24 protein-coding genes are annotated in these 24,863 nt (G+C 68.7%); 12 read left to right on the top strand and 12 right to left on the bottom strand.

Annotation, left to right across the window (positions count from 1 at the left end):
• Window positions 1–7: 7 nt before the first annotated feature.
• Window positions 8–1,000 carry a stage II sporulation protein M gene (locus ABRP18_RS11055; protein WP_046749496.1) on the top strand — a complete coding sequence of 331 codons (993 nt, stop codon included), beginning with the start codon at window positions 8–10 and terminating at the stop codon, window positions 998–1,000.
• 38 nt (window positions 1,001–1,038) lie between these two features.
• On the opposite strand, the gene ABRP18_RS11050 is transcribed toward ABRP18_RS11055, so the two are convergent.
• Genes ABRP18_RS11050 through ABRP18_RS11030 form a run of 5 tightly spaced genes read right to left on the bottom strand, consistent with a single transcriptional unit; the run spans window position 1,039 to window position 6,516 of the window.
• The gene (locus ABRP18_RS11050; RefSeq protein ID WP_141370920.1) at window positions 1,039–2,346 is read right to left on the bottom strand and encodes a DUF58 domain-containing protein; all 1,308 of its coding nucleotides are present in this window, start codon (window positions 2,344–2,346) and stop codon (window positions 1,039–1,041) included.
• Window positions 2,347–3,270: a MoxR family ATPase gene (locus ABRP18_RS11045; RefSeq protein ID WP_218867656.1), complete on the bottom strand. Its 924-nt coding sequence runs from the start codon at window positions 3,268–3,270 to the stop codon at window positions 2,347–2,349.
• 44 nt (window positions 3,271–3,314) lie between these two features.
• The gene (locus ABRP18_RS11040) at window positions 3,315–4,556 is read right to left on the bottom strand and encodes a DUF4350 domain-containing protein (RefSeq protein ID WP_349884645.1); all 1,242 of its coding nucleotides are present in this window, start codon (window positions 4,554–4,556) and stop codon (window positions 3,315–3,317) included.
• Window positions 4,553–5,194 (bottom strand): DUF4129 domain-containing protein, encoded by a 642-nt coding sequence (locus ABRP18_RS11035; protein WP_349884644.1) that lies wholly within the window; start codon window positions 5,192–5,194, stop codon window positions 4,553–4,555. Before ABRP18_RS11035 ends, ABRP18_RS11040 begins: the two co-directional genes overlap by 4 nt.
• Window positions 5,191–6,516: a glycerophosphoryl diester phosphodiesterase membrane domain-containing protein gene (locus ABRP18_RS11030; protein WP_349884643.1), complete on the bottom strand. Its 1,326-nt coding sequence runs from the start codon at window positions 6,514–6,516 to the stop codon at window positions 5,191–5,193. The genes ABRP18_RS11035 and ABRP18_RS11030 overlap by 4 nt, the downstream gene beginning before the upstream one ends.
• A 98-nt stretch (window positions 6,517–6,614) precedes the next feature.
• On the opposite strand from ABRP18_RS11030, the gene mtrA reads away from it, so the two are divergent.
• The 5 genes from mtrA to hpf all read left to right on the top strand — a co-directional run bounded on the left by mtrA (window position 6,615) and on the right by hpf (window position 12,225).
• Window positions 6,615–7,295, top strand: a complete 681-nt coding sequence (gene mtrA / locus ABRP18_RS11025) for an MtrAB system response regulator MtrA (protein ID WP_046749491.1) — start codon at window positions 6,615–6,617, stop codon at window positions 7,293–7,295.
• Between the two features lie 7 nt (window positions 7,296–7,302).
• Window positions 7,303–8,982: an MtrAB system histidine kinase MtrB gene (mtrB, locus tag ABRP18_RS11020; RefSeq protein WP_058632640.1), complete on the top strand. Its 1,680-nt coding sequence runs from the start codon at window positions 7,303–7,305 to the stop codon at window positions 8,980–8,982.
• Window positions 8,979–10,697, top strand: coding sequence for an LpqB family beta-propeller domain-containing protein (locus tag ABRP18_RS11015; protein WP_230977853.1), 1,719 nt, complete (start codon window positions 8,979–8,981; stop codon window positions 10,695–10,697). Before mtrB ends, ABRP18_RS11015 begins: the two co-directional genes overlap by 4 nt.
• A gap of 91 nt (window positions 10,698–10,788) precedes the next feature.
• Window positions 10,789–11,436 (top strand): ComF family protein, encoded by a 648-nt coding sequence (locus tag ABRP18_RS11010; protein ID WP_052748822.1) that lies wholly within the window; start codon window positions 10,789–10,791, stop codon window positions 11,434–11,436.
• A gap of 132 nt (window positions 11,437–11,568) precedes the next feature.
• Window positions 11,569–12,225: a ribosome hibernation-promoting factor, HPF/YfiA family gene (hpf, locus tag ABRP18_RS11005; protein ID WP_046749488.1), complete on the top strand. Its 657-nt coding sequence runs from the start codon at window positions 11,569–11,571 to the stop codon at window positions 12,223–12,225.
• An 81-nt stretch (window positions 12,226–12,306) separates the two neighbouring features.
• Here the strand turns inward: hpf and ABRP18_RS11000 are convergent, their stop codons facing one another.
• Both ABRP18_RS11000 and ABRP18_RS10995 read right to left on the bottom strand, forming a co-directional pair.
• Window positions 12,307–13,626, bottom strand: a complete 1,320-nt coding sequence (locus ABRP18_RS11000; protein WP_349884642.1) for a hypothetical protein — start codon at window positions 13,624–13,626, stop codon at window positions 12,307–12,309.
• 101 nt (window positions 13,627–13,727) lie between these two features.
• Window positions 13,728–14,348, bottom strand: coding sequence for a PadR family transcriptional regulator (locus ABRP18_RS10995; RefSeq protein WP_046749486.1), 621 nt, complete (start codon window positions 14,346–14,348; stop codon window positions 13,728–13,730).
• 188 nt (window positions 14,349–14,536) lie between these two features.
• Here ABRP18_RS10995 and secA point away from each other — a divergent pair, with 188 nt between their 5' ends.
• A complete protein-coding gene (secA, locus tag ABRP18_RS10990) occupies window positions 14,537–17,338 on the top strand; it encodes a preprotein translocase subunit SecA (protein WP_113680691.1) in 2,802 nt (933 codons plus the stop codon).
• A gap of 65 nt (window positions 17,339–17,403) precedes the next feature.
• Window positions 17,404–18,630, top strand: a complete 1,227-nt coding sequence (locus ABRP18_RS10985; RefSeq protein ID WP_058633163.1) for a pyridoxal phosphate-dependent aminotransferase — start codon at window positions 17,404–17,406, stop codon at window positions 18,628–18,630.
• Here the strand turns inward: ABRP18_RS10985 and ABRP18_RS10980 are convergent.
• Both ABRP18_RS10980 and ABRP18_RS10975 read right to left on the bottom strand, forming a co-directional pair.
• Window positions 18,554–19,789, bottom strand: a complete 1,236-nt coding sequence (locus tag ABRP18_RS10980; RefSeq protein ID WP_349884641.1) for a P-loop NTPase — start codon at window positions 19,787–19,789, stop codon at window positions 18,554–18,556. The two genes, ABRP18_RS10985 and ABRP18_RS10980, sit on opposite strands and share 77 nt — an antisense overlap.
• On the bottom strand, window positions 19,786–20,406 hold the full coding sequence (locus tag ABRP18_RS10975; RefSeq protein WP_127012345.1) for an SAF domain-containing protein: 621 nt from the start codon (window positions 20,404–20,406) through the stop codon (window positions 19,786–19,788). The genes ABRP18_RS10980 and ABRP18_RS10975 overlap by 4 nt, the downstream gene beginning before the upstream one ends.
• A gap of 97 nt (window positions 20,407–20,503) precedes the next feature.
• Here ABRP18_RS10975 and ABRP18_RS10970 point away from each other — a divergent pair, with 97 nt between their 5' ends.
• The gene (locus tag ABRP18_RS10970) at window positions 20,504–20,782 is read left to right on the top strand and encodes a helix-turn-helix domain-containing protein (protein WP_046749818.1); all 279 of its coding nucleotides are present in this window, start codon (window positions 20,504–20,506) and stop codon (window positions 20,780–20,782) included.
• On the opposite strand, the gene ABRP18_RS10965 is transcribed toward ABRP18_RS10970, so the two are convergent.
• Window positions 20,770–21,381: a hypothetical protein gene (locus ABRP18_RS10965; protein ID WP_193761682.1), complete on the bottom strand. Its 612-nt coding sequence runs from the start codon at window positions 21,379–21,381 to the stop codon at window positions 20,770–20,772. The two genes, ABRP18_RS10970 and ABRP18_RS10965, sit on opposite strands and share 13 nt — an antisense overlap.
• Window positions 21,382–21,511: 130 nt before the next feature.
• Between ABRP18_RS10965 and ABRP18_RS10960 the strand changes: the two genes are divergently transcribed.
• Window positions 21,512–21,898: an Rv3235 family protein gene (locus tag ABRP18_RS10960; protein WP_045262053.1), complete on the top strand. Its 387-nt coding sequence runs from the start codon at window positions 21,512–21,514 to the stop codon at window positions 21,896–21,898.
• A gap of 24 nt (window positions 21,899–21,922) precedes the next feature.
• Window positions 21,923–23,407, top strand: a complete 1,485-nt coding sequence (locus ABRP18_RS10955; RefSeq protein WP_046749481.1) for a sensor histidine kinase — start codon at window positions 21,923–21,925, stop codon at window positions 23,405–23,407.
• Between the two features lie 63 nt (window positions 23,408–23,470).
• Here the strand turns inward: ABRP18_RS10955 and ABRP18_RS10950 are convergent, their stop codons facing one another.
• Window positions 23,471–23,719 (bottom strand): WhiB family transcriptional regulator, encoded by a 249-nt coding sequence (locus ABRP18_RS10950; protein WP_017203224.1) that lies wholly within the window; start codon window positions 23,717–23,719, stop codon window positions 23,471–23,473.
• Window positions 23,720–23,949: 230 nt separating this feature from the next.
• On the opposite strand from ABRP18_RS10950, the gene ABRP18_RS10945 reads away from it, so the two are divergent.
• Window positions 23,950–24,336 (top strand): hypothetical protein, encoded by a 387-nt coding sequence (locus ABRP18_RS10945; RefSeq protein WP_231589744.1) that lies wholly within the window; start codon window positions 23,950–23,952, stop codon window positions 24,334–24,336.
• Between the two features lie 48 nt (window positions 24,337–24,384).
• Here the strand turns inward: ABRP18_RS10945 and bcp are convergent, their stop codons facing one another.
• Complete coding sequence (gene bcp, locus ABRP18_RS10940; RefSeq protein WP_058633158.1) at window positions 24,385–24,858, bottom strand: thioredoxin-dependent thiol peroxidase; 474 nt, start codon at window positions 24,856–24,858, stop codon at window positions 24,385–24,387.
• Window positions 24,859–24,863 lie beyond the last annotated feature (5 nt).

Here is a 24,863-nt window from a genome sequence, read left to right as displayed (position 1 = left end):
AAATCAGGTGGATGCCGATGCGCTGACAGATGCACGCCGCGCCGAATGGGAGCGGCTGGACCAACTCAGTCGCGCCCGTCTCGACGGGGACGGGGTCGACGAGCTCATCGTCCGATACCGCGCCGCCTCCGCCGACCTGGCTGAGCTCAAGACCTCGGTCGGCGATTCGCCGCAGGGTGCCTACCTGTCGACCATCCTGGTCCGTGCACGCCTGCGTCTGACCGGTGCATCGGACAGCATCCTCACGCAGACCGGACGCTTCTTCCGTCTGCAGCTTCCCGCTGCGCTGTATCGCCTGCGTTGGACGACCCTGGTCATCGCGATCTCCTTCATCGCGGTCGCCGTCGGCACCGCGGCCTGGATCGCGAGCGATCCCGCGCTCGTGGCGACTCTGGGCTCGCCGTCCGCACTCGAGCAGTATGCGGACGAGAGCTTCACGGGCTACTACACCGAGAACCCCGCTGCCGTGTTCATGGGCATGGTCTGGACGAACAACGCCTGGATCGCGATGCAGTGCGTGCTCTTCGGCGTCACGGGGATCTGGCCGGTCTACATGCTCGTGCAGAACGCGATGGGTCTCGGGACCACCGGCGCGGTGATGGCCGTCCACGACAAGGCCGACCTGATGGTGCTGTACATCCTTCCGCACGGGATGCTCGAGATGACCTGTATCTTCGTGGCGGCCGCCGCGGGTCTGCACGTGTTCTGGGCCTGGGTGGCGCCGGGGCGACGCACGCGAGGTGAAGCGCTCGCCGAGCAGGGCCGAGCGCTCGCGACCGTGGCGATCGGTCTGGTCTTCGCCCTGTTCCTCGCGGGGCTCGTCGAAGGTTTCGTCACCGGTTGGGCACTGCCGTGGCCGGTCAAGATCGGTATCGGAGGCGCGGCACTCGCCGTGTTCCTGATCTACATGCTCGTCATCGGCGGGCGCGCGCACCGCCAGGGTGAGACGGGAGACCTCGTCGAGTACGAAGCGGGTACGCCGCGTCTGGTGGCGGGCTGACAGACGGTGAGCCGCCACATCTCATCGTGGGCGGGGGTTCAGAGCCGACCAGCCGCTTTCAGCTCCAGATAGCGGTCGGCGATCCGGGGAGGAAGCTCCTCCGGATCGGCGGCGATCGCCTCTCCGCCCGCCCTGCGGATCGCATCGGCGACGTTCTCCGCATCGCGGAGGGTCCTCTCGGCCGCTGCTGCGAGGTACACGTCCTCCCGGGAGTCGCGTCGGCGCGCGAGCGCGGAGATGCCGTCATCGGTCACGGAGCCGACCAGCACGGTGGTCGCGCGTGACGCGTTCGGGAAGGCGCCGAGGAATCCGCGCGCCGACTCGGCGGCATCCTGCGCGGTCAGAGCCACGATGAGCGAGGGGCGTGTGGTGAGCGTGCGGACGGCGGTGAACGCGCCGTGCCAGTCCGTGTCGACCAGCCGAGCGTGCACCGGAGCCATGGCGTCGGTGAGTGCCGGCAGCAGCGCGGCGCCGTCGACGCCCGTCACCCGCGCGCGGACCACCCTGTCGTACATCAGGAGGTGCACATGATCGCCCGCGCGGGAGGCGAGTGCCGCCAGCAGCAGCGCGGCCTCCAGTGAGGCATCAACACGGGTGCCGTCCCCGACACGTGCGGCAGCCGTGCGCCCCGTGTCGATGATGATGACGACGTGGCGATCCCGCTCCGGCCGCCAGGTCCGCAGCATGGTGGTCCCGGCGCGAGCCGTCGCCCTCCAATCGATCGAACGCACGTCGTCTCCGCGCACGTACTCCCGCAAGGAGTCGAACTCGGTGCCCTGACCACGCACCTGGATGCTCGTGTTGCCGTCCAGCTCGCGCAGCCGGGCGAGTCGCGACGGAAGATGCTTGCGGGAGGAGAACGCCGGGAGCACTCTGATCGCCCCGCGGACGACGTGCCGGGCCTGTCGACCGGCGATGCCGAGGGGCCCGCGCGAACGCAGCATCACGAACTCGCTCACGAGTTCTCCGCGGCGGCGGGGGAGGAGCGGAATGGCGACCCGGCCGCGTTCGCCAGGAGCGATGTGCAGACGCTGCCGGTCGAGCGGAGCGCCCGCTGTCGGCTGCCATGCGTCGCGGAGCGTCGCGTTCAGTGCCCTGCTGCCGTGGTTGTGCACCGCGACGCTCACCGGGACCGGCTCGCCGAGCCGCGCGCGTGCGGGCAGCCGGCGGCTCACGGTGACGGAGCGAGGACTCGCGGCGAGGGCGACGTCGACGGCGACGAGCAGCAGGCACAGAGCGATCCAGGCACCGAGCACCGCGTACGCCGGATAGCCCGCGAGCCCGGCGATGACGAGCGGGACGATACCGACGGCGATGGCGACGGCGAGGCGACCGGTGATGAACACCTAGATCGGCACCCTGGTCTGCTGCACCACCGAGGTCAGCACCGCATCGGCGGATACGCCTTCCATCTGCGCATCGGGGCGCAGCTGGAGACGATGGCGCCACACCGGGACCAGCATCGTCTGCACATGATCGGGCGTGACCGCCGAAGACGCGTTGAGCCAGGCCCAGGCCTTCGCTGCGGCGAGCAGTCCGGTGGAGGCGCGGGGGCTGGCACCGAGCTCGACCGAGGGCGACTGGCGGGTCGCTCGGGCGAGATCGACGACGTAGCCGAGGACGTCGTCGGTCACCTCGACCGCGGCAGCAGCGTGCTGCGCCGCTCGGATCTCCTCGGCGGTGACCACCGCCTCCACTCCGGTGAGCTCTCTGGGGGAGAAGCCTGAGGCGTGCCGACGCAGCACCGAGACCTCCGCGTCGCGCTCCGGCATCCCGACGACGAGCTTCATCAGGAAGCGATCCAGCTGTGCTTCCGGCAGCGAGTAGGTGCCCTCGTGCTCGATCGGGTTCTGGGTCGCTGCGACGAGGAACGGGTCGGGGAGGGGACGACTGACCCCGTCCGCCGACACCTGGCGCTCCTCCATGGCTTCGAGGAGTGCAGCCTGGGTCTTCGGCGGCGTGCGGTTGATCTCGTCCGCCAGCAGGATGTTGGTGAACACGGGACCGGCTCGGAAGTCGAACTCGCCGGTACGTGCGTCGTAGACGAGGGAGCCGGTCACGTCGCCGGGCATCAGGTCCGGAGTGAACTGCACGCGCTTGGTGTCGAGGCCGAGTGCCCGCGCGAAGGAGCGCACGACCAGCGTCTTCGCGACGCCGGGCACACCCTCGAGCAGCACATGTCCGCGAGCGAGCAAGGAGACGAGCAAACCGGTGACGGTGCCGGCCTGGCCGACCACGGCCTTGTCGACTTCCGTGCGCACCCGGTGCATGGCCTGACGCAGCGTGGCGTCATCGGTGGGATGGTTCTCAGCGGTCACGTGTTTCCCTCTGCTTCTCGGGGATGGGCGGTCGTGTCGGTGCGGGCGGTCTCGTCCACCGCCGTCTCGAGCTGGTCGAGGCGTCTGGCGAGTTCGATCAGGGCGGCGTCGTCCTCGGGCGGGGGCCCGGCCAGCAGTGCCTGGAGCGTGCCGCGCGGGACCCGCAGCCGATCCGATGCCGCGTCGGCGACCTCATCCGCGTCGGCGTGGACGGCGAGTCCGAGCCGACGGGCGAGACGTCGCCGAGTGCCGTCGCGGAGCGCCTGCGCGGCGTGTGCGGAGTCCGCGGCTCTGGCCGTGAGACGTGCGCGTCCCTGCATCGTCTCCGAGGCTCGCACGGTGACCGGCAGCGTCTCGGCGACGAGGGGACCGAACCGCTGGCCGCGCCAGATCGCCGTCGCGACCCCCACCGCGATCAGCAGCAGGATGGCGGGCGTCACCCACGGGGGCGTGAGGCTGCCCAGCGTGTCGACCGGCTCGGCTTCGATGTCGGAGTCCGCGAAGCTGGGGACATACCAGACGACGCGGTCGGTCTGACCGAGCAGGGCGAGTCCGAGGGCCGCATTCCCGTTCTCGGCGAGGTAGGCGTTGCCGAAGAGCCTCGATCCCTCCACCACGGTGCGCTGAGGACTGGTGCGACGATCGACGAGGACGGCTGCGCCCTCGGAATCCCCGAAGCAGGCCTGCACGCCGTCTGCGGCGGCGAAGAGACGGTCGGCGCGGATCGTGCCGACCTTCGCGAACTCCGCGACATCGCACTCCGCGCTCACGGCCGACGATGTGCCCGGCGCGTTGTCGCCGATGCGGAGCTCGTTCAGCAGATGGGTGCTCGTGGACAGGAACACCACGCGCTCCGCGGGTTCGGTGAGCGTCGCGAGTGCTTCGTCGGTGAGCGTGTAGGGGTTGGCCATGACCAGTATGGTGTCGGCGTCGATCGCCGCGCGGGCCTCGACTCGTGACCGATGGACGTCGACCTCGACGCCCTGATCGCGCAGGATGTTCGCGAGCGCGAGCGCGCCGGCATCGTCGCGGGCCTCGGGGTCGAGGGCGCCGCGCGCACCGGGTGCCGTCGCGGCTACGCGAAGACCCACCACCGTGACGATCAGCACGAGCGCCGCGACGATGGCCCAGCCGATGATGGACTTCGCGCGACTCGGGCGGCGTTCGGCGGTGGAGAGCGGTTCGGCGTCGGAGGCGGCGGGGAGCAGGGGCGTGCGCTCGCTGTCTGTGATGCTCACGCCGGCACCACTTCCAGGCGGCGTCCGCGGATCCGATCGTCGGTGTCGACGAGATCCCGATACGCCTCCGCCGCCGCGTGATGTCCGAGATAGCGGACATCGTCGAAGGTGAGGGCGGCGCGTCGCATCGCCTCGGCCTCGTCCGAGAACACCGTGCTGGCCTCGCGGGCGATCCCCTGCGCGGTCGCGCCGGGTGCCGGATCGATCAGATCGCGTTCCCGCAGGCTGCGGGCGATGGCGCGATAGCGCAGGACGGTCGCGGAGTCCCAGTCGCCTTCGCGTGCGGCGCGCTCGGCATCCGATCTCAGCTGTGCTGCGGTGCGGTCGTCCGCCGCACCGAGGAGGTCTCCGTGCGCCCGCCTGATCGACCTCGAACTGCGCGGCCGTCCCCAGATGATGAGGGCGGCGATCAGAGCAGCCGCGATGATGACGCTGACGATGATGAGGGCGGACGGACCGACGTTCGCGCCGTTGTCCGAGCTGAACAGATCGGCGAGGAAGCGGCCGATGTCGCGGGCCACCAGATCGAACCAGGTGGGCTTCGCGTCCGCGTAGCGCGGGTTGGAGAGCTCTTCCTCCGCCCAGCGTCGAGCCTCGTCGCCATCGGGCACGAAGAGATCGTCGAAGCGTCGGATCATGCGGCGCCGTCGGAGCCGGGTGCTGTCCAGCCGCTGTCGGCCGGAGCGTCTCCGGGGGCGGGCACCGCGGGTGGCGGCGGCGGCGGGAATGCTCCTGCCGCCGGCTGCATCGGCTGCGTCGGGTGTGCCGGCTGCGTCGGGTATCCCTGCGTCGGGTACGGAGGCGTCGGAGAGGGCGTCGCCGGAGACGGAGGGTATGCGTATCCCTGGGACATCATCACGTGTTCCGGAACCTGGCGGGGCGGAGGAGCCGATGTCACCGCGCGTGAGGGATCGACGCGGAACGGATCCTCCTGCTGCTCATCGGTCCATCCGAGGTCGCGGCGCTCCACATAGGCGATCAACGTCTGATCCAGGCCCTCGTAGCGCATCCGGCAGTCCAGGTAGACGAGCGCGGCTCCGGTGCTCTGCACCACGAGCGTGATCGCCTGGATGACCAGGAGCAGGATCTGGGGAGCGACCAGGGTCACGACGAATGCCACGACAGCGCTCGGATCCGCTGCGCCGGTGGGGGCGACGACGGAGCCGAGGAGCGATCCCAGCAACGTCGCCGGCACGCTCACCACCTGTGCCGCGATGCCCATGATCGCGCTGATCAGGAATGTCACGCCGAACGCGACCCAGAACCGCCCGCGGGTGAGCCGCCAGGAGCGGACGAAGGCGTCACGGAAACGGGCACGCTCCAGGACCAGGATCGACGGCACGAGCAGCAGCTTCGTGGTGAGCCACACCGCGAGGGGGATGCAGGCGAGCACGATCAGGATCACCACGAGCACGACGACGCCGACCATCTCCATGCTCCCCCCGAGGCCTCCGGCGACGAAGCCCGCGATGATGACGGCGGCGATGATGAAGAGACCGAACACGGCGGCGACCGAGAGAGAGGCGAAACCGGCGAGTCTCCAGAAGGCGGGCGCCATCCGCCGCCACAGCATCCGCAGCGTGGCCTTCACACCGATCGCGGCGTACCCGATCTCCGCGGCGACGACCCCCTGCATCATGGCCGTGAAGGCGATCGAGGCGACACCGACGGCCAGTCCGGCGATGACGTTCACCGCGATGGTGCCCGCCATCACCGCCTCGAAGTCCGGAGAAGAGGGGGAGACGGTCTCCAGGCGGCTGAACGTGGTGAAGAGGACCACGCCCATCACCACAGCGGTGACGACGACCACGATGAGCTGGATGACGACCGCGAACCCGAAGAGCACCTTGGGGTTGTGTCGCAGTGCCGCGAAGGCCTTCCCCAGCAGCATCCCGAACGACAGCGGGTGAAGAGGGATGATGCCCTTCTTCGGGGCAGGCGTCCACGTCTGTCCGGTCACAGGCACTCCCTCTCCATCATGCGCCTCCATCGTGTCATATCCCCTGCACGGAGCGCAGACCTGGGATCGCTGGGACTCGGTGCCATAAGGTAACTCTTATGACCTCACGTATTCTCGTGGTCGACGACGACACAGCGCTCGCCGAGATGATCGGGATCGTGCTTCGGACCGAAGGCTTCGAGCCGGTTTTCTGCGCCGACGGCGCGCGCGCCGTCGATGAGTGGCGAGCCCAGCGGCCCGATCTCGTGCTGCTCGATCTGATGCTTCCCGGCATGGACGGGATCGAGATCTGCACGCGCATCCGTGCGGAGTCCGGCGTGCCGATCATCATGCTCACCGCTCGCAGCGACACGGCCGACGTCGTCCGAGGACTGGAGGTCGGTGCGGACGACTACATGGTCAAGCCGTTCAACCCGAAGGAACTCGTCGCGCGCATCCGCACCCGTCTCCGTCCGACGCCGCAGACCACCAGCGAGCAGCTTCGCGTCGGTGATCTCACCGTCGACGTCGATGCGCACGAGGTCCGTCGCGGCTCCGAGCCGATCGCGCTCACACCGCTGGAGTTCCAGCTTCTCGTCGCGCTCGCTTCCAAGCCGCAGCAGGTGTTCTCCCGGGAGATGCTCCTGGAGCAGGTGTGGGGGTACCACTACAAGGCCGACACCCGGCTGGTGAACGTCCATGTCCAGCGCCTGCGCGCCAAGGTCGAGCTCGACCCCGACAACCCGAAGATCGTCATGACGGTGCGTGGAGTGGGCTATCGCGCCGGGAGCGTCGGCTAGGCGCACGATGGCCGCGACGACAGCGACCACCACGACGGTCGCTGTCCTGCGCGACTGGCGCGGTTGGCCGACGATGCTCGGGGTCCTGTGGCGCCGCTCGCTGCGTTTCCGTACGCTCTCGATCACATTGCTGGCGACCTCGCTCGCGATCTTCATCACGTGCGTCACGATGGCGCTGGTGATCCAGAACGATCTCTTCATCTCGCGCAAGGACGTCGCACTCGAGGATTCCCGCCGCGCGGTCGACCAGGCCCAGGGGATCCTGGATGTGGCGGAGGTGGGCGACGACTCCGCGGCTCTCACCGAACTGTGGAACAGTGTGCAGTCGAATCTCACCCGCACGTCGAGCACGGATCAGCTCGCCGGTTTCAAGGTCGACGATGCCAAGGGCGTGCGGCTGAACGGGTTCGAGGCCGGACTGAGCCGGAGTCTGCTGAGCCCCGAGCTCCAGGCGCGTGTCATCGAGTTCGACGACCGTCAGGCCTGGCAGTCGGTGGCTCTGCCGGCCGCCGACGGTGGCGAAGTGCCGGGCATCATCGTCGGGCAGCAGCTGCAGGTCCCGGAGGCAGGGGCTTTCGCGATCTACTTCGCCTACGACCTCGGCGATGCCGACCAGACCCTCGTCTTCGTGCAGCGGACGCTGTGGATCGCGGGAATCGGCTTGGTGGCGATCGTCGCCGCCATCTCCTGGATCGTCCTCCGTGCCGTGTCGACCCCGATCGTGCAGGCGGCCGAGACGAGTGCGCGGTTGGCGGCAGGTGATCTCGGTGTGCGTCTCGAGGTACACGGGGAGGACGAGCTCGCCACGCTCGGGCGCTCGTTCAACGCGATGGCCGACAGCATCGAATCCCAGATCAAGGAGCTCGGCGAACTCTCGATGGTGCAGCAGCGATTCGTGTCCGATGTCTCTCATGAGCTGCGCACGCCGCTGACCACTATCCGTCTCGCCGCCGACATGCTCAATGATCAGCGCGAGGAGTTCGACCCCACCACCGCCCGCACGGCCGAACTGCTGCACGCCCAGGTGCAGCGCTTCGAGACGCTGCTGTCCGACCTTCTCGAGATCAGTCGGTACGACGCGGGATCGGTGCAGCTGGAACTGGAGGCGACGAGCCTCACCCACCTCGCCGAGGACATCATCGAGCAGATGCGTCCTCTCGCCGAGGGGCACGGCACCGAGCTGAGGCTCGTGGCGCCTGGGGGATATTCCCCGGTGGACATGGACCCGCGGCGCGTGCGGCGTGTCCTGCGCAACCTGATCGGAAACGCGATCGAGCACGGAGAAGGTCGTCCGGTGGTCGTCACCATCGACAGCAATCAGCACGCGGTGGCCGCCGGAGTGCGGGATTTCGGGCTCGGGATGGATCCGGCGGATGCGGAGCGGGTGTTCGACCGGTTCTGGCGTGCCGACCCCTCACGCCAGCGGACGATCGGAGGCACGGGGCTGGGGCTCTCCATCGCCCTGGGAGATGCGACGCTGCACGGCGGCACGCTCGATGTGTGGTCGGAGCTGGGCGTCGGCACCAACTTCGTCCTGACGATTCCTCGACACGAGGGGGTCCTGGACGGTCCGAGCCCCATCCCCGTGGAGCCGCAGGAGCCGTTCGCGGAGATCGGGGACGCGACCCAGCCGATCTCGCTGACCGATGCGCCGGCCGGCATGTTCGATGAGGAGGATCGGCCGTGACCGAGCACCGAGGTAAGCGAAGGCTGCGGGGACTCGCGCTGGTGCTCGTAGCCCTGCTGCTTCCCGCCTGCGCCGGGTTGCCGACCAGCGGCGACGTCGCCGTCGGCCTCAAGCTCGGCGAATCCCCACAGGACATCGACATCCTTCCCGTGGCCTCCGGGCCGATCACGGGCGCAGGGCCGGAGGAGATCGTCGACGGCTTCCTCGAAGCCGGCATCACGACCACCGACAACTGGGACACCGCGCGCGACTTCCTCGCGCCATCGCTGCAGCGGAGCTGGAGCCCCTCCGCCGGCGTGTCGATCGACATCGGCCCCGACACCAGGACCGTCACGTCCTCGGTCCCGGATGACGAGGTCGAGGACGCGGACACGGCGGAGGTCCAGGTGACCCTGGACCTCGTCGCGAGTGTCGACGACTCCGGCGGATACGCCGAGGCCGTCGGCTCGTCCGCGGTGGCGTTCACCGTGCAGCGCATGGAGAACGGCGAATGGCGCATCACGCAGGCGCCCGACGGCGTCGTGATCGACGAGACGCGATTCACGAAGGTCTTCGAGGGGTATCCGCTGCAGTACTTCGACCTCGGCTGGTCGCGCCTGGTGCCCGACATGCGCTGGTTCCCGCGGCGGCAGAGCCCCGCGACCACGGTGACACGGGCGCTCATCGGCGGTGCCCCCAGCGAATGGCTCGACCCGGCAGTGCAGAACGCCTTCCCCGCCGACGTGCAGCTGGCGCAGGATGCGGTGCCGATCGTCGGACAGGTGGCTGACGTCGCGCTCACGCGCCCGGCCAGCGGACTGGATGCCACGACGCTGTCGCGCATGCGCACGCAGCTCCAAGCTACCCTCAGGGCCTCCGGCGTCGCCGTCACGCAGGTGCGATTCACGGTGGACGGGAGAGACCTGGACGCGGGGCAGGCCGAGGTCAAGGAGCCCTCCACCGAGATCGGCACACTCGTGCTGCAGAACGGCGCGTTCGGGCGCATCGTCGGGGACGAGATCTCGCCGCTCGACGGGATCAGCGCGGAGATTACATCGATCCCGCAGCCGATCGTCTCGATCGATGTGGCCGCCGACGACACCCACGCCGCCACCAGACTCGCCGACCAGCACGTCTACCTCGTCGGCGCGGGGAGCCTCGACGAGCTCGACGCCCGCCCCGGGCTCATCAATCCCTCGCTCGATCCCTACGGCTACACCTGGTCGGTGCCCACGGGTTCCCCCGCGTCCCTGCAGGCGTCGGGAAGCGACGCCGTAGCCCATCCGATCGCGAAGGCGTGGCCGAGCGCGTCGGGGATCTCGCATCTGAGGGTCTCGGCGGATGGCGCGAGGGTGGCAGCCGTCGTGACCGTCGGCAAGCAGATGTGGGTCGTCGTCGCGGCGGTCGTCCGGGACTCGGCCGGTGTTCCGATCGAACTCGGAGAGGTCAAGCAGCTGACGCAGCTCGCCGACCCGGCGACAGGCCTGGTGTGGCTCGGACTCGACCGGGTGGGGGTGCTCGCCGATCCGAGCAGCCCGCGACTGATCACCCAGATGGTCGGGGGGCCGGGGGCGACGGAGGCCGCACCGAACAATGCCGTCTCGATCGCCGGGGCGCGCACGGCGTCCGGTGTGCGCATCCTCGGGGCGAACGGTGAGCTGTTCGCCCACGCGGGGTCGGCATGGCGGGAAGTCGCCTCCGGCGTCGCGGTGCTCGCCACGCGCGTCGGGGAGTGACTCTCCCTGCACGCGAGAGCGATGTGCTGCTCTTCGCCCGCACATCCTGAGATCCTGGGAGGGGCAGACTGCCAGACCGCAGAATCGTCGGATGTGGACGAAGACTCACCTCCTGGATTTGGGCACCGAGATCGCAGCCTTCCTCCTCGCCGCGACCTGCGCGGGGTGCGACGAGCCCGGCACCCTGTTGTGCGGCCGATGCCGGCAGGCGCTGCAACCGGACCCGCAGCGGCTCGCGACGCCGCAGGGGCTTCCGGTGACGGCCGCGCTCGCCTTCGAAGGGGTCGCGGCGCAGTGCATCCGTCGTCTGAAGGGGAAGGGCGAGACGCTCCTGGCGCGCCCACTCGGCGCGGCGCTGGCGTCCGTGCTCAACTCGACGGAGAGTGCGAGCAGGTGGATCGTGCCGGTGCCGACGTCGCGGAGCGCCTTCCGGCGCCGGGGATACCGTGTCCCCGACCTCCTGATCCGGAGGGCGAACGCCGAACCGCAGAGGCTCCTCAGCGTCGTGGGCGGCACCTCGGACCAGCGCGGGCTGGGCGCGCGGGCGCGTGCGACGAACGTGAGCGGCGCGATGCGCGTGCGTCGGGCAGGCGAAGGCACCGAGGTCGTGATCGTGGACGACGTCGTCACTACAGGGGCGACCTTCGACGAGGCGACACGGGCGCTGACCGCGGCGGGCTTCCACGTCTCGGCAGCGGTCGCGCTGGCCGCCACGCCGCGCCGTGACGGATTCGGATGAACCTCATCGGGAACGCATCGGCGACACAGGGGGAAGACCCCGTGACATCCGCCGACGGGCGGACTACGGTGGGGGGACACAAGGCGACCACGGTCCGCCCTTGGCCGGGAGGACCGGGACAAGGAGGCAGCAATGGAAACAAGCATCGTTGGCGTCGGAGTGGGTATCACCGATCGCTTCCGAACCGTTGTCGAAGAGAAGATCGCCAAGATCCAGATGCTCGCGTCCCGTGCGCAGCGACTGGATGTGAAGGTCACCCACCGTGTGTATCGCAACGGTCGCATCCCCGACGAGACCGTCGAGCTCACGCTGATCGGAAAGGGCCCCGTCGTCCGCGCAGAGGCGACGGACGGCGACAAGTTCGTGGCGCTCGACCTCGCCGTGGACAAGATGTCCGAGCAGCTGCGTCGCGCGAAGGAGAAGCGGGTCGACGGACGGCAGCACCCGCGCGGCGCCCACTTCGAGAAGGGGAGCGGGGTGCTGGAGGGCATCGACGTCCAGCCGGCATCCGCTGACGTCCTCCGTGCGGTCGCGACCGGCAGCGTGCCGGTGCAGCAGGCGGAGGAGGACGAGTACTCGCCCGTCGTCATCCGCACGAAGAGCTTCGATGCCGAGTGGATGACCGTCGAGGAAGCCGTCGACAGGATGGAACTGGTCGGACACGACTTCTTCCTGTTCGTCGATGTCCGCACCGACCACCCGAGTGTCGTCTATCGACGCAAGGGCTGGGACTACGGAGTGATCGCGTTGAGCACCCAGGCTCCGCCGTCCGAAGCGCTCGCTTCCTGATCTGGAATCGCAGAATCGCAGAACGGCCCGGTCCCGCAGGGGACCGGGCCGTTCTGGTGTGCGAAAGCCGAGAAGGGCGCGTCAGTCGAAGATGCCGTCGAGCAGGCTGCCGATCACGAGCCCGCCGAGGATGCCGGAGGCGAGGTCCCCGCCTCCGCCTCCTCGTCGTCCGCCGCCGCCCCAGCCGCCGCCCCAGTCCTGATCCTGCGGACGGGAGGAGTCGATGTCGCGCTGCGCGAGCTGCAGTGCTTCGGAAGCCAGATGAGCCACGCGGCGCGCCTGGACGAGCGCGGCTTCGCGGGTGTCCTCTGCGGGCAGCAGGTCCGAGAGGTCGACCCGCAGCCGCTCCGCCTCCGCGAGTCGGGTTCGGGCATCCGCGCCGATCCACCCCCGATGGCCGGAGATGAGGCCTCGCGCGACGCCCAGCTGGCGGTCGGCGTCGTCGATGGCATGCTGCACCTGAGCGAGGCTCGGCAGCGGGTTCTCCGCCCTATGACGGGCCTTGGCGATCGCCTCGTCGAGCGCGGAGTTGGCGTCACGCAGCTGGGACAGCTCGGCGAAGGGGTCGTTCGGCTGCCCAGAGGGTGTGAGCGCGGCCAACGCTCTCTGGAGGGCGGTGACGGCGTCGGCGACGGCCGGGACGTTCGGTGCTGTTCGCGCCGCGATGAGATCGCCGCGCGAGTCGGCGACGACCTCGGCGAGGGTGGATTCCGCGCGAAGTGCCTCGATCTCGAAGTCCTCCACGGCGTCGAGCAGGGCGGAGGCACGGCGGGTGGCCTCGGTCGCCGTCTCGAGCGCCACGTTGGCTTCCTCGTTCTGCTTCGCGGCCCGACGGCGCTCCGACACGTCGGCGCTGTGGGTCGCGAAGCTGATGAGCTGCTGAGCTTCGGCGGCACTCGCGGTGATCTGATGCATGGCGGAGTCCGCATACCGCGACGAGAGGCGGGAGATGGCTTCGCTGGTCTGCGGGATGCGAGCACTCAGCGCCGCCGCGTCTGCCCGCACCTGGGCGATGATCTCGGGTGCGCGGCGTACCTTGGCGACCGACTCGGCGAGCACGGAGGTCTTCTCGTCGAGAAGGTCCTGCGCCCAGTCGCAGAGCTGGAGGATGCGCGCGTTGCGTGTGCGCAGCTCTTCGTCGGTGTCGGGGATCTCGTCGTGGTTCAGCTGGTGGAGCTGGAACGCTTCCCGCAGATGGGTGCGTACAGCCGCGAGCGCCCTGCGCAGATCGGCTGTGAGCGACTCGCCGAGTTCGGCCTCCGCGAAGGCGAGCTCATCGGAGGTCGTGCGGATCCGCTCGTCTGCGCTGACCAGGGCCTGCTCAGCACGGCGCGCGAGATCGGCGTCCTGAGCGGCGAGTTCTTCCTGTTCGCGTTTGCGTCTGCCCCAAAATCCAGCCATGACCCGATCCTAGTTTCCCGGGGGCCGGCGGTGGCTGAGCATCCGCTCGGGGCGAACGCGGAACCGGTCCGCGTGAGCGAGCCGGGCGACATCGGGCCGGGTCAGGACGCCGCGATCGCGTCGGCCGTCGCCGTCTCGGCCTTCGTCGGGCGTCCCCGCTTCGGGCGATCGGCGGTGAGCTCGAGTGTCATCGCGTGGCGAGGGTGGGCACCCAGACGCTGTGCGGCATGGTCCAGCCATCGGATCTCGGCCTCGGCGGCGAAGATCATCGAGTCGGCGACGAGCGACCACGCGAGTCCCTCAGGGGCGTCGACGTCCCGATGTGCGCGTCGCTGCGTCTGCAACGCCTCCAGCTGTCGGAGCGATGCGGATCGCTGGGACTGGATCGCGGCTGCGGGGTCGACGCCGGGCAACGTGGCGGCGACCGCGACCTTGATGGCGAGTTCGTCTCTGGTGCCCTGGGGGCGCATGACGGGGGAAGAGAGCCAGCGGTCGACCTCCGTCCGTCCGGCGTCGGTGATCTGCCAGTACACATGGCCCCGGTCGTCTGCCTCTCCGCGCGAGACCAGGCCGTCGCGTTCGAGACGTTCGAGCGTGTTGTAGATCTGCCCGACGTTCAGCGGCCAGATGGAACCGGTCCGGCGATCGAACTCATGACGGAGCTGATAGCCGTAGCACGGCCCCTGCGCGAGGATCGCGAGCAGACTCTGGCGTACTGACATCGTTCGTCTCCTGTGGCCGTCCGGGAATGCGATACCGAGTATATGGTCGGCGCGCGAACGTCCGATTCGACGCGCGGGACGGCTATGCAGGCGACGTGCAGGTCACAGCCCGGTAACATGGCGAAGTATGCCTGGCGTCGGGTTCACCGACGACCGGCGGTTCACCCACCGACAGGGAGATGACATCCGTGGCCAATCCTCTTGAGAAGCTCCTGCGTGCGGGCGAAGGGCGGGTCATCCGCCGCCTGAATCAGGTCGTCAAGGCAGTGGGTGCACTGGAAGAGGACATCTCCAAGCTCACCGACGACGAGCTGCGCAACGAGACCACCGAGCTGCGCGCGCGCTTCGAGAAGGGCGAGACGCTCGACCAGTTGATGCCGGAGGCCTTCGCCGCCGTGCGCGAGGCCGCCAAGCGCACCCTCGGCATGCGCGCATACGACGTGCAGATCATGGGTGGGGCCGCCCTTCATCTCGGGAACATCGCCGAGATGAAGACCGGTGAGGGCAAGACCCTCGTCGCGACGCTGCCCGCGTACCTGAATGCGATCGCCGGCAAGGGCGTTCACGTCATCACGGTCAACGACTTCCTCGCCAGCTACCAGGCCGAGCTCATGGGGCGCGTGTTCCGCGCGCTCGGCATGACCACCGGCATCATCGTGTCCGGTCAGACTCCGGCAGTGCGCCGCGAGCAGTATGCCGCCGACATCACCTACGGCACGAACAACGAGTTCGGCTTCGACTACCTGCGCGACAACATGGCCTGGCGCAAGGAGGATCTCGTCCAGCGCGAGCACTTCTTCGCGATCGTCGACGAGGTCGACTCGATCCTCATCGACGAGGCGCGCACCCCGCTCATCATCTCCGGCCCGTCATCGGGCGAGGCGAACCGGTGGTTCGCCGAGTTCGCGAAGATCGCCCGCACCCTCGAGGTCGGCGAGGACTACGAGGTCGACGAGAAGAAGCGCACGGTCGGCGTCCTCGAGCCCGGCATCGAGAAGGTCGAGGACTACCTCGGCATCGACAACCTCTACGAGTCCGCGAACACGCCGTTGATCTCGTTCCTGAACAACTCGATCAAGGCGCTGGCGCTCTTCAAGAAGGACACCGACTACGTCGTCATGAACGACGAGGTCATGATCGTCGACGAGCACACCGGCCGCATCCTGGTCGGTCGCCGCTACAACGAGGGCATCCACCAGGCGATCGAGGCGAAGGAGGGGGTGCCGGTCAAGGCCGAGAACCAGACCCTCGCGACCGTCACACTGCAGAACTACTTCCGTCTCTACGACAAGCTCGCCGGCATGACCGGTACGGCCGAGACAGAGGCCGCCGAGTTCATGTCGACTTACAAGCTCGGCGTCATCCCGATCCCGACGAACAAGCCGATGATCCGCAAGGATCAGTCCGACCTCGTCTACAAGAACGAGACAGCGAAGTTCGCGCAGGTGGTGGAGGACATCGCCGAACGGCACGCCGAAGGCCAGCCGGTGCTGGTCGGAACGGTGAGCGTCGAGAAGAGCGAGTACCTTTCGCGTCTGCTCGCCAAGAAGGGCATCAAGCACGAGGTCCTCAACGCGAAGAACCACGCGCGCGAGGCCGAGATCGTCGCGCGCGCCGGTCGCCTCGGTGCCGTCACGGTCGCCACGAACATGGCAGGACGAGGAACCGACATCATGCTCGGTGGAAACGCCGAGTTCCTCGCGGTCCAGGAGCTCAAGGGCAAGGGGCTCGACCCCGTGGAGACGCCCGAGGAGTACGAGGTCGCCTGGGACGAGACGTACGAAGCGATGAAGGCCGTCGTCGCCGAGGAGGCCGAGAAGGTCATCGAGGCCGGTGGCCTCTACGTGCTCGGCACGGAGCGCCACGAGTCCCGCCGTATCGACAACCAGCTCCGCGGTCGCTCCGGACGTCAGGGCGACCCGGGCGAGAGCCGCTTCTACCTGAGCCTCACCGACGACCTGATGCGTCTGTTCCAGTCGGGCGCTGCCGAGGCGATCCTCGCCAGGACCAACTTCCCCGACGACGTGCCGATCGAGTCCGGTCTCGTGTCGCGCGCGATCCGCAGCGCTCAGTCGCAGGTCGAGTCCCGCAACGCGGAGATGCGCAAGAACGTCCTCAAGTACGACGACGTCCTGAACCGTCAGCGCGAGGCCATCTACGCCGACCGCCGTCAGATCCTCCAGGGCGACGACATCGCCGACCGGGTGCAGCACTTCATCGAGGACGCCATCAGCGGTGTCGTCCGTGACCACACCGGCGAGGGCCACAACGAGAGCTGGGACTTCGACGCGCTCTGGACCGAGCTCAAGACCCTCTACCCCGTGGGGGTGACGATCGATGAGGTCGTCGCCGAGGCTGCCGACCGCAAGGGCGGTATCGACGCCGACGGCCTGACCCGCGAGCTGCTCTCCGATGCCAAGATCGCGTACGAAGCGCGTGAAGAGGCCCTCGGTGAAGCGGCGACGCGTGAGCTGGAGCGTCGCGTCGTGTTGCAGGTGCTCGATCGCCGCTGGCGCGACCACCTCTACGAGATGGACTACCTCAAGGACGGCATCGGTCTGCGGGCCATGGCCCAGCGCGATCCGCTCATCGAGTACCAGCGCGAGGGCTACGCCATGTTCCAGTCGATGATGGGACAGATCAAGGAGGAGTCGGTCGGCTACCTCTACAACCTCGAAGTCGAGGTGCGTCGTGCCGGCGACTCCCAGACGGCGGAGGTCGAAGCCAAGGGGCTCGCCACCGATGGGGGAGAGCAGCGTCTCGAGTACTCGGCGGCCAACGATGCGGGCGAGGTCGAGGTCCGCAACGACCGCGGCCAGGTCCAGCAGGCGGCGACGGATCGCGTACGCCAGGCCGCTGCCCGCGCTCAGGCTCCGCAGAGCGAGCCGGAGGAGGCGCCGAGAGGAGCCTTCGGCCAGCGCACCGATGCAGCGGCTCCGGCCGCAGGCAACCGCGAGCAGCGTCGGGCCCAGGGCAAGAAGAAGAAGTAGGGCGTGCGCAGAGGAGGGCCAGTCCGCGTGGATTGGCCCTCCTTTCGTCGCTGTAGGCTTGGCCGATGACCCCAACGCGCAACTTCGACCAGTCGTCGAAGCTCAAGAACGTCCTGTACGAGATTCGCGGAAACGCCCTCGTCGAGGCGGCGCGGCTGGAGGCGGAGGGCCACAAGATCCTCAAGCTCAACACCGGCAACCCGGCGATCTTCGGCTTCGACGCCCCGCACCAGATCGTGCGCGACATGCTGGCGGCGCTGCCGACCGCACACGGATACAGCGACAGCAAGGGCATCATCTCGGCCCGACGTGCCGTGGTGAGCCGGTACGAGGAGATCGAGGGCTTCCCCCGGTTCGACCCCGATGACGTGTACCTCGGAAACGGTGTGTCCGAGCTCATCACCATGACGATGCAGGCGTTGCTGGACGAAGGCGATGAGGTCCTCATCCCGGCGCCGGACTACCCCCTCTGGACGGCGATGACCAGTCTCGCTGGCGGCACACCGGTGCATTACCTCTGCGACGAGGAAGATGAGTGGCAGCCCGACCTCGAAGACATCCGCTCGAAGATCACACCGCGGACCAAGGCTCTCGTCATCATCAACCCGAACAACCCCACCGGCGTCGTGTATTCGCGCCAGATCCTGGAGGGGCTGGTGCAGATCGCCAGGGAGCACCAGCTGCTGCTGCTCTCCGACGAGATCTACGACCGGATCCTGTTCGACGGAGCCGTGCACATCCCCACGGCCACGCTCGCTCCCGACCTGCTGTGCCTGACCTTCAACGGCCTCTCCAAGACCTATCGGGTCGCGGGATACCGGTCGGGCTGGATGGTCATCACAGGGCCGCAGGATCACGCGAAGGGCTTCCTGGAGGGCATCACGCTGCTCGCGTCCACGCGACTCTGCCCCAATGTGCCGGCGCAGCACGCCGTGCAGGCGGCGCTCTCCGGAGTGCAGTCGATCGAGGCGCTCATCGCGCCGACGGGGCGTCTTCATGAACAGCGGGACATCGCGTGGGAGGGGCTCGAGTCGATCCCCGGAGTGTCGTGCGTCAAGCCCCAGGGTGCGCTGTACGCGTTCCCTCGACTCGACCCGAACGTGCACGAGATCAGGGACGACGCCCGTCTGGTGTACGACCTGCTGGTCTCGGAGCACATCCTGCTGGTCCAGGGCACCGGATTCAACTGGGCGACCCCCGACCACCTCCGACTGGTCACGCTCCCCGAACCCCGAGTGCTGAGCGAAGCCGTCGAACGATTGGGGAACTTCCTCTCGAGCTACCGGCAGTAGCCGTCGCCGGCGGGGAGAGGGATGCCGCCAGTCTCCGCACGGCGGCGGCGAACGGCGAGCGGGGCGCGACATCGGTCATCGGCCGGGCGTGCAGCAGAGCCGCATCCGCCGCTCGCAGGTCGAAGGGGAGGAAGAAGACGTCGGTGATGCCGGCGAACCTCTCCAGGGTGCGTCGCACCTGCCCGCGCGCATCGATCCCGAGGGGGCCGGGGCGCACCTGATTCACCACGACGATGACGGGCGTGGGGGAGGTGAGACGGCGAAGCTCGGCATGATCGCGGATGAACCTGCTGATACCGAGCGGGTCGGCCGATGCGATCGCCACGATCAGATCCGCCTCCTGCAGCGCCGCCGTGGTCGCCGCGTGACGTCGTGGTCCGGCAAGGTCGTACGTGACTTCGTCGTCGGCGTCGAACGCACCGGCGACGTCCACCACTGTCTCGTCGATCCACCCGCGACAGGTGCCGAGCGCGGCGACGAGGCGCGCGGATGACAGCTCGGGCCAACGGCTGGGGCGGTTGATCCCCGGCAGCACTTCGATCTCACCCGCGCTCGTCGTCACCGTCGTCGCCAGTCGCGTCAGCTCCGCCGGATCGAGCGCGCCGCGCTCGGCCCTCCGGCAGGCGGCGGCGATGCCGGGAGCGTCTTCGCCGAGACCGAGGAGCATCGCGAGCGAAGGAGCGACGGTATCCGCGTCGACCAGGGCCGTGCGGCGTCCGGTGCGGGAGAGCTCCACGGCCAGCTGGATCGACAGGGTCGACCGCCCCGGCGCCCCATGTGGTCCCCAGACGGCGACGATACGAGGGGGGAGCTGGGCCTCTGGTGGCGGTGGCGTGTCCGTCTCGGCCAGCAGCGCGGCTGCGATCTCCCACCCCGCCGCGTCAGGTCGCAGCGCTGTGGAGAGGCCGAGACGGCCCAGCAGTCGGCTGTCCTCGGCGCCGAGAGCCAGGATACGGACTCCGGCACGGTCGCACAGTGCGATCAGGTCCGCATTCAGGATCGATCGAGTGGCGGGGACGATGATCGCTTCCACCCCGTCCGGGATCTCTGCGAGTGGGGCGGCGGGGACGGTCGCGATGACATCGACGCCTTCGAGGGCGAGTTCCGCTGCCAGCTCATCCGCCCGTGGCTGCGGGATGGCCACGACGACGCCCGTCACGATCCCGCCCCGACCGGCACCACCGAGAGCGCGGAGCCTCCCGTGATCGCCGCGAGCACGTCGGCGACATCGGCGCGGTCGATCACGACCTCGAGCCGGGTTCCGGCCTCGGCGAGCACCCCCTCGGGTTCGAGCACGTCGCGGACGATCACGTCTGCGACCAGGATGCGCGGGACATCGTACGAGCGCCCTTCATCCACCGGCGGTGCCTGCCAGATCTCGACGACTGTTCCCGCGGCGACGCCTTCCGGGATTCCCGTCGTGCTCTGGATGACCACCGTCGTCGATCGGCTGTCCTCCGCATCGGTCAGCGCCGAGACGGGGACGAGTTCGCCGCCGTCGAGGGTGCGGGTCGCCACGCTGTCCGCAAGGAGGTCGTCGGGCCCGAGGTATCCCTCACCGGCAGCGCCGAGTCGCACGTCGACGACCTGGAAATCCGCGGCGGTCACGGGCTGGCCCTGCGTGATCGTCCGGGTGGTCTGGAGAACGGGTACCGCATCGTCGGCGGCGGAGACGATGAGCCAGACCCCGCCGATCGACAGGGCGACCAGGGCGATGCCGATCAGGAATCGCACGTCGCCCCAGAAGGCGCGACGGGGAGGAGAGAGGGAAGCCATGGCGATATCGTCACAGAATCGGCTTCGGCGCTTCGCGAGTTATCCACAGCGAAGGATCCGGCGGCACCTGCGGGAGCGCCTGGGAGAGAATGGGCACATGGCTGCCACCCCCGTTCGCGCACCGCGTTATCTCGCGCCGGCGCAGGTGGCGGAGCTGCTGAGCATCGGCGTCGACGAGGTGGTCACCCTCGTGCAGGAGGGGAGACTGAGGGGCGCTCGGCTCGGTTCGCCGCCTCGGTGGCGAGTGGAGGAGTCCAGCCTCGACGGCTATCTGTCCGAGGAATCGGAGATCGCCCGCCGGATGGCGCTGTGGCGACAGTCTCAGACCGCGAGTTTCCCCGAGGTCTGGGGAACGTCCGCCGCTCAGGGCATCTGACCGCTCGAAGCCCGCAGCGCGACGAGTGAAGAGAACGGGACGACGCGGAACGCCTGCACCGCCGCGGCCGATCGCGCTTCGCCGGGATCGTGCACGGCCAGATCCAGATGGTCGGCGGCCGCACGATCGATGGTTCCGTGGAGGTCGTCACCGACGAGCGTGGTGATGCGCACCGGCACACGACGCCGGGCGAGATCGCGCAGCACGAAGCCGAGCGTCATCCGTTCCCGCAGTGGCACGTCGGCGGCCGTGGGCTCATCGAGACTCGCGAGGATCATCCCGTGATCCAGCGTGATCCCCGCGACCGCGAGGAGGGGGAGGATCGATGTGCCGGAAGCGGGGCTGCCGCCGCCGGTTCCTCTCGTCCTCACGGCTATCCAGTCCGCTCCGAGGGTCTGCAGCGAGACGGGGATCCGTCGCCCGCTCATGAGGTCGATGGTGGCCTCGGCGCCGCCGCCGCACAGTGCACGCAGGCGATGGCGCAGATCCAGCCGCGCGATCCGCAGCCGCTCCGACTCGGCATCGAGCACCGCACGCTCCGCCTCCCATTCCGAGGCGAGCTGGCCCTCGAGGTCTTCGAACAGTCGGTCCCAGTGCATTCGACAGAGCGTAGGCGACCGGGATACGGGGCATACGAGTTATCCACATTCTTCGTCGATCCCGGCCCTGTCGAGATGCACGCGCTGCTGTACTGGCTCACTCGCAGACCGTCCCGATCGAGAGTCCGTCATGATGCCGCACGAGTACTTCGCACCCCAGCCGACGTCGACCAGCGAGCTTCCCGATCCTGTACCGCTTCTGCGCAGCCTCACACACGGCGTCCTCGAGGTCCTCGCCGGGGTCAGGGAGGTCGACCAGCTCGCCCGATGGCTCAGCGAAGACGCGTTCCGGAGCCTGGTGACCCGCGCGAACCTGTCCGCCAGGGCACGCAGCGCGCGCGGGGTGGTGCCCGCGCGGCCGACGTTCGAGATCAGGGCGCTGAGGGTCACAGAACCTCTCGACGGGGTGATCGAGGCCGTCGTCGTGGTGGCGGGGCCCGGCCGCACCCGGGCGGTCGCCGTCCGGCTGGAGGGAATCGATCGTCGGTGGCGCGCGACTTCGCTGGCGATTCTCTGAGGCATCTGACCGTAGGCTGGTCAGGTGTCAACCCTCAGTGATCTCGCCCATGCCCAGGGGCGCCTGAACGACAGCGATGTCGAATGGCTCCACCGACTCGCCGGCGACGGTCAGCTTCTCGCAGACCTCGCCTCTGCCGACATCGTGATCTGGATCCAGACCGAGGACGGGTCGTTCATCGCCGTCGCGCATGCCCGGCCCAGCGGTGCGGCCACGCTCTTCTATCGCGACATCGTGGGAGAGCGGGTGCGGCCACAGTGGCGCACCCAGGTGCAGGGGGCATTCGAGTCCGCCGAGATCGTCGATTCCTCCTCGCCCGATTGGTTCGAGGAGACACCGACGAGGGTGCGAGCGGTGCCGATCGTCACCGTGAAGCGCGGAGCTGACGCCCAGTCCACTGTGATCGGGGTCGTCACCCGCCACACGAACCTCGGCGAGGTGCGCACGCCCTCGCGACAGCAGATCACGTTCGACGAGTGCGCGAACGATCTGTTCCGCATGATCGCCGACGGCAGCTTCCCTGACCTGACGGCCCCCACCTCGCCCCGCCGAGGAGCCCCTCGCGCCTCCGACGGCCTCATCCGCATCGATGTCGACGGGATCACGACCTTCGCCAGCCCGAACGCGCTCTCCGCATTCAACCGGATGGGCTTCGACGATGAGCTCGAGGGGGAATCGCTGGCCGAGGTCACCACCCGACTCGTCCCGCCCTCCCGCCAGGTCGACGAGTCGCTGCCCGTGGTCGTCACGGGGCGCGCTCCGTGGCGCACGGACATCGAGGCCCGCGGCGTGACGGTATCCCTGCGCGCCATCCCCCTCAAGGACCATGGCACGCGCATCGGCGCCATCGTGCTGTGCCGTGATGTGTCGGAGCTCCGCCATCAGGAGCAGGAGCTCATCACGAAGGACGCCACGATCCGCGAGATCCATCACCGGGTCAAGAACAATCTGCAGACGGTGGCCTCGCTCCTGCGCATCCAGGCTCGCCGCACGCACTCCGACGAGGCACGCGACGCCTTGACGCAGGCCATGCGCCGCGTGGACGCGATCGCCGTGGTGCACGACACCCTCGCTCAGGGCCTCACCCAGAAGGTCGATTTCGACGAGGTCTTCCACCGTGTGCTCAAGCTCGTCGCCGAGGTCGCCTCCGCGCCGAACACCCGGGCACGGACCCAGTCGACCGGGCGGTTCGGAGTCCTGCCGAGCGAGTACGCGACCCCGCTCGCGCTCGCACTGACGGAGGTCGTCACGAACGCGGTCGAGCATGGGCTCGCCGGCCAGGAGGGTGTCGTGACGATCGACGCGAAGCGCACAGAGGACAACCTCCGTGTCACGGTGCGCGACACCGGCCTCGGTCTGCCGGAAGGGCGGATCGGTCAGGGGCTCGGCACGCAGATCATCCGCACCCTGATCCAGGGCGAGCTCGGCGGCACCATCGAGTGGCACGGGAGCGACGGCGACGGCACCGAGGTGGTCATCGACATCCCGCTGCGCTGGCTGGAACGCTGAGCGCAGCAGGGTCCGGACAGACGGAAGCGGCCTGAGAGTCGATCTCAGGCCGCTTCCGGAAGTTCAGGAGGCGCGGCGTGCGCGGGCGGCGCGACGCTTGAGAGCGCGGCGCTCGTCCTCGGAGAGGCCGCCCCAGACGCCGGAGTCCTGGCTGGTCTCCAGGGCGTACTGCAAGCAGATCTCGGTGACCGTGCAGGTGGCGCAGACGGTCTTCGCCTTCTCGATCTGATCGACGGCCGGGCCGGTGTTCCCCACGGGGAAGAAAAGCTCGGGGTCGACAGTCAGGCAGGCGGCCTTATCGCGCCAGTCCATGGGGGCTCCTCGGTGTGGATTTCATGAGATGTCGCGATGCGACCTCTCGGATTCGGGTAGTAGTTCGGGTTCCGCTACCCTGTTGAGATGCGGACGGAATGCCCGCGAATTGTGATGCGAGCGTGAACGCTCGCCCCACGCCGCTGTGGGAGCACATGACTTTCTCTATTCTGTTACATGAAAACCGTGAAATCAAGGGTTTTCTCCTCATTCGATCCATGGGAGACACCGTGCGCGCACCCGGAATCGCCCTCGCGGCAGCAGCCGTCCTCGCTCTCGAGGCAGTGGCGCTCCTGGTCTTCGCGGTGATCGAACTCGCCGGCCTCGGTGCGGGTGACGCGGCCTCTCTCCCGACCGCCCTCGCGCTCATCGTGCTCACGCTGATCGGTGCCGCAGCCCTCGTCGCCTTCGCGGTGGGCACGCGCTCCGGGAAGTCCTGGGCGCGCTCAGGGGGAGTGGTCTTCCAGGTGCTCGCCGTGGCGCTCGCGCTGGCTTCTCTCACGCTGCAGCCGATCTCCTGGCCGTTCACACTCGGAGTCGGGCTCCCCGGCCTGGTCGGCTTCGCGCTGCTGATCACGAGCGCCCGTCGCGAAGGGCCGCAGCGCGCGGCGGAGTGACCTCCGGAGCTCGGATCTCCGAGGCTCGGGAGGTGCCTACGGGGCAGGTCAGGCGTCGATGCCGAGCTGTTTGCGCAGACGCGCGACGTGGCCGGTGGCCTTGACGTTGTACTGCGCGAGCACGATCGTGCCGTCCTCGTCGAGGACGAAGGTCGAGCGGATGACGCCTTCGACGAGCTTGCCGTAGTTCATCTTCTCTCCCCACGCACCGTACGCGGAGTGGACCGCGTGATCGGGGTCGCTGAGGAGCGGGAAGGTGAGGGCGTCGCGCTCGCGGAACTTCGTCAGCGTCGCGGGGTCGTCACGCGAGATGCCGACCACGCGGTAGCCGGCGCCCTGGAGGGACGAGATGCTGTCGCGGAAGTCGCAGGCCTCGGTGGTGCATCCGGGGGTCATCGCCGCCGGGTAGAAGTACAGCACGGTCTTCTGGCCGCGCAGATCCTCGAGGCGGACGGTGTTCCCGTCCTGGTCGAGGAGTGAGAAGTCGGGGGCGGCGGTTCCTGGTTCGAGGCGCTGGGTCACACCTC

The sequence above is a fragment of the Microbacterium sp. WHRI 7836 genome (genome assembly GCF_040223885.2).
GTDB classification, from domain to species: domain Bacteria; phylum Actinomycetota; class Actinomycetes; order Actinomycetales; family Microbacteriaceae; genus Microbacterium; species Microbacterium oxydans.
Note: the sequence above shows the minus strand (reverse complement) of the source record. Positions and strands in the feature narration are given on the sequence as shown.

Excerpts from the sequence above, each read along its gene's own strand:
- ABRP18_RS11045 (WP_218867656.1), bottom strand. The coding sequence starts at position 3,270 with ATGCACCGGGTGCGCACGGAAGTCGACAAGGCCGTGGTCGGCCAGGCC.
- ABRP18_RS11035 (WP_349884644.1), bottom strand. The coding sequence starts at position 5,194 with ATGATCCGACGCTTCGACGATCTCTTCGTGCCCGATGGCGACGAGGCT.
- mtrA (WP_046749491.1), top strand. The coding sequence starts at position 6,615 with ATGACCTCACGTATTCTCGTGGTCGACGACGACACAGCGCTCGCCGAG.
- mtrB (WP_058632640.1), top strand. The coding sequence starts at position 7,303 with ATGGCCGCGACGACAGCGACCACCACGACGGTCGCTGTCCTGCGCGAC.
- ABRP18_RS11010 (WP_052748822.1), top strand. The coding sequence starts at position 10,789 with ATGTGGACGAAGACTCACCTCCTGGATTTGGGCACCGAGATCGCAGCC.
- hpf (WP_046749488.1), top strand. The coding sequence starts at position 11,569 with ATGGAAACAAGCATCGTTGGCGTCGGAGTGGGTATCACCGATCGCTTC.
- ABRP18_RS11000 (WP_349884642.1), bottom strand. The coding sequence starts at position 13,626 with ATGGCTGGATTTTGGGGCAGACGCAAACGCGAACAGGAAGAACTCGCC.
- ABRP18_RS10995 (WP_046749486.1), bottom strand. The coding sequence starts at position 14,348 with ATGTCAGTACGCCAGAGTCTGCTCGCGATCCTCGCGCAGGGGCCGTGC.
- ABRP18_RS10985 (WP_058633163.1), top strand. The coding sequence starts at position 17,404 with ATGACCCCAACGCGCAACTTCGACCAGTCGTCGAAGCTCAAGAACGTC.
- ABRP18_RS10975 (WP_127012345.1), bottom strand. The coding sequence starts at position 20,406 with ATGGCTTCCCTCTCTCCTCCCCGTCGCGCCTTCTGGGGCGACGTGCGA.
- ABRP18_RS10970 (WP_046749818.1), top strand. The coding sequence starts at position 20,504 with ATGGCTGCCACCCCCGTTCGCGCACCGCGTTATCTCGCGCCGGCGCAG.
- ABRP18_RS10965 (WP_193761682.1), bottom strand. The coding sequence starts at position 21,381 with ATGCACTGGGACCGACTGTTCGAAGACCTCGAGGGCCAGCTCGCCTCG.
- ABRP18_RS10960 (WP_045262053.1), top strand. The coding sequence starts at position 21,512 with ATGATGCCGCACGAGTACTTCGCACCCCAGCCGACGTCGACCAGCGAG.
- ABRP18_RS10950 (WP_017203224.1), bottom strand. The coding sequence starts at position 23,719 with ATGGACTGGCGCGATAAGGCCGCCTGCCTGACTGTCGACCCCGAGCTT.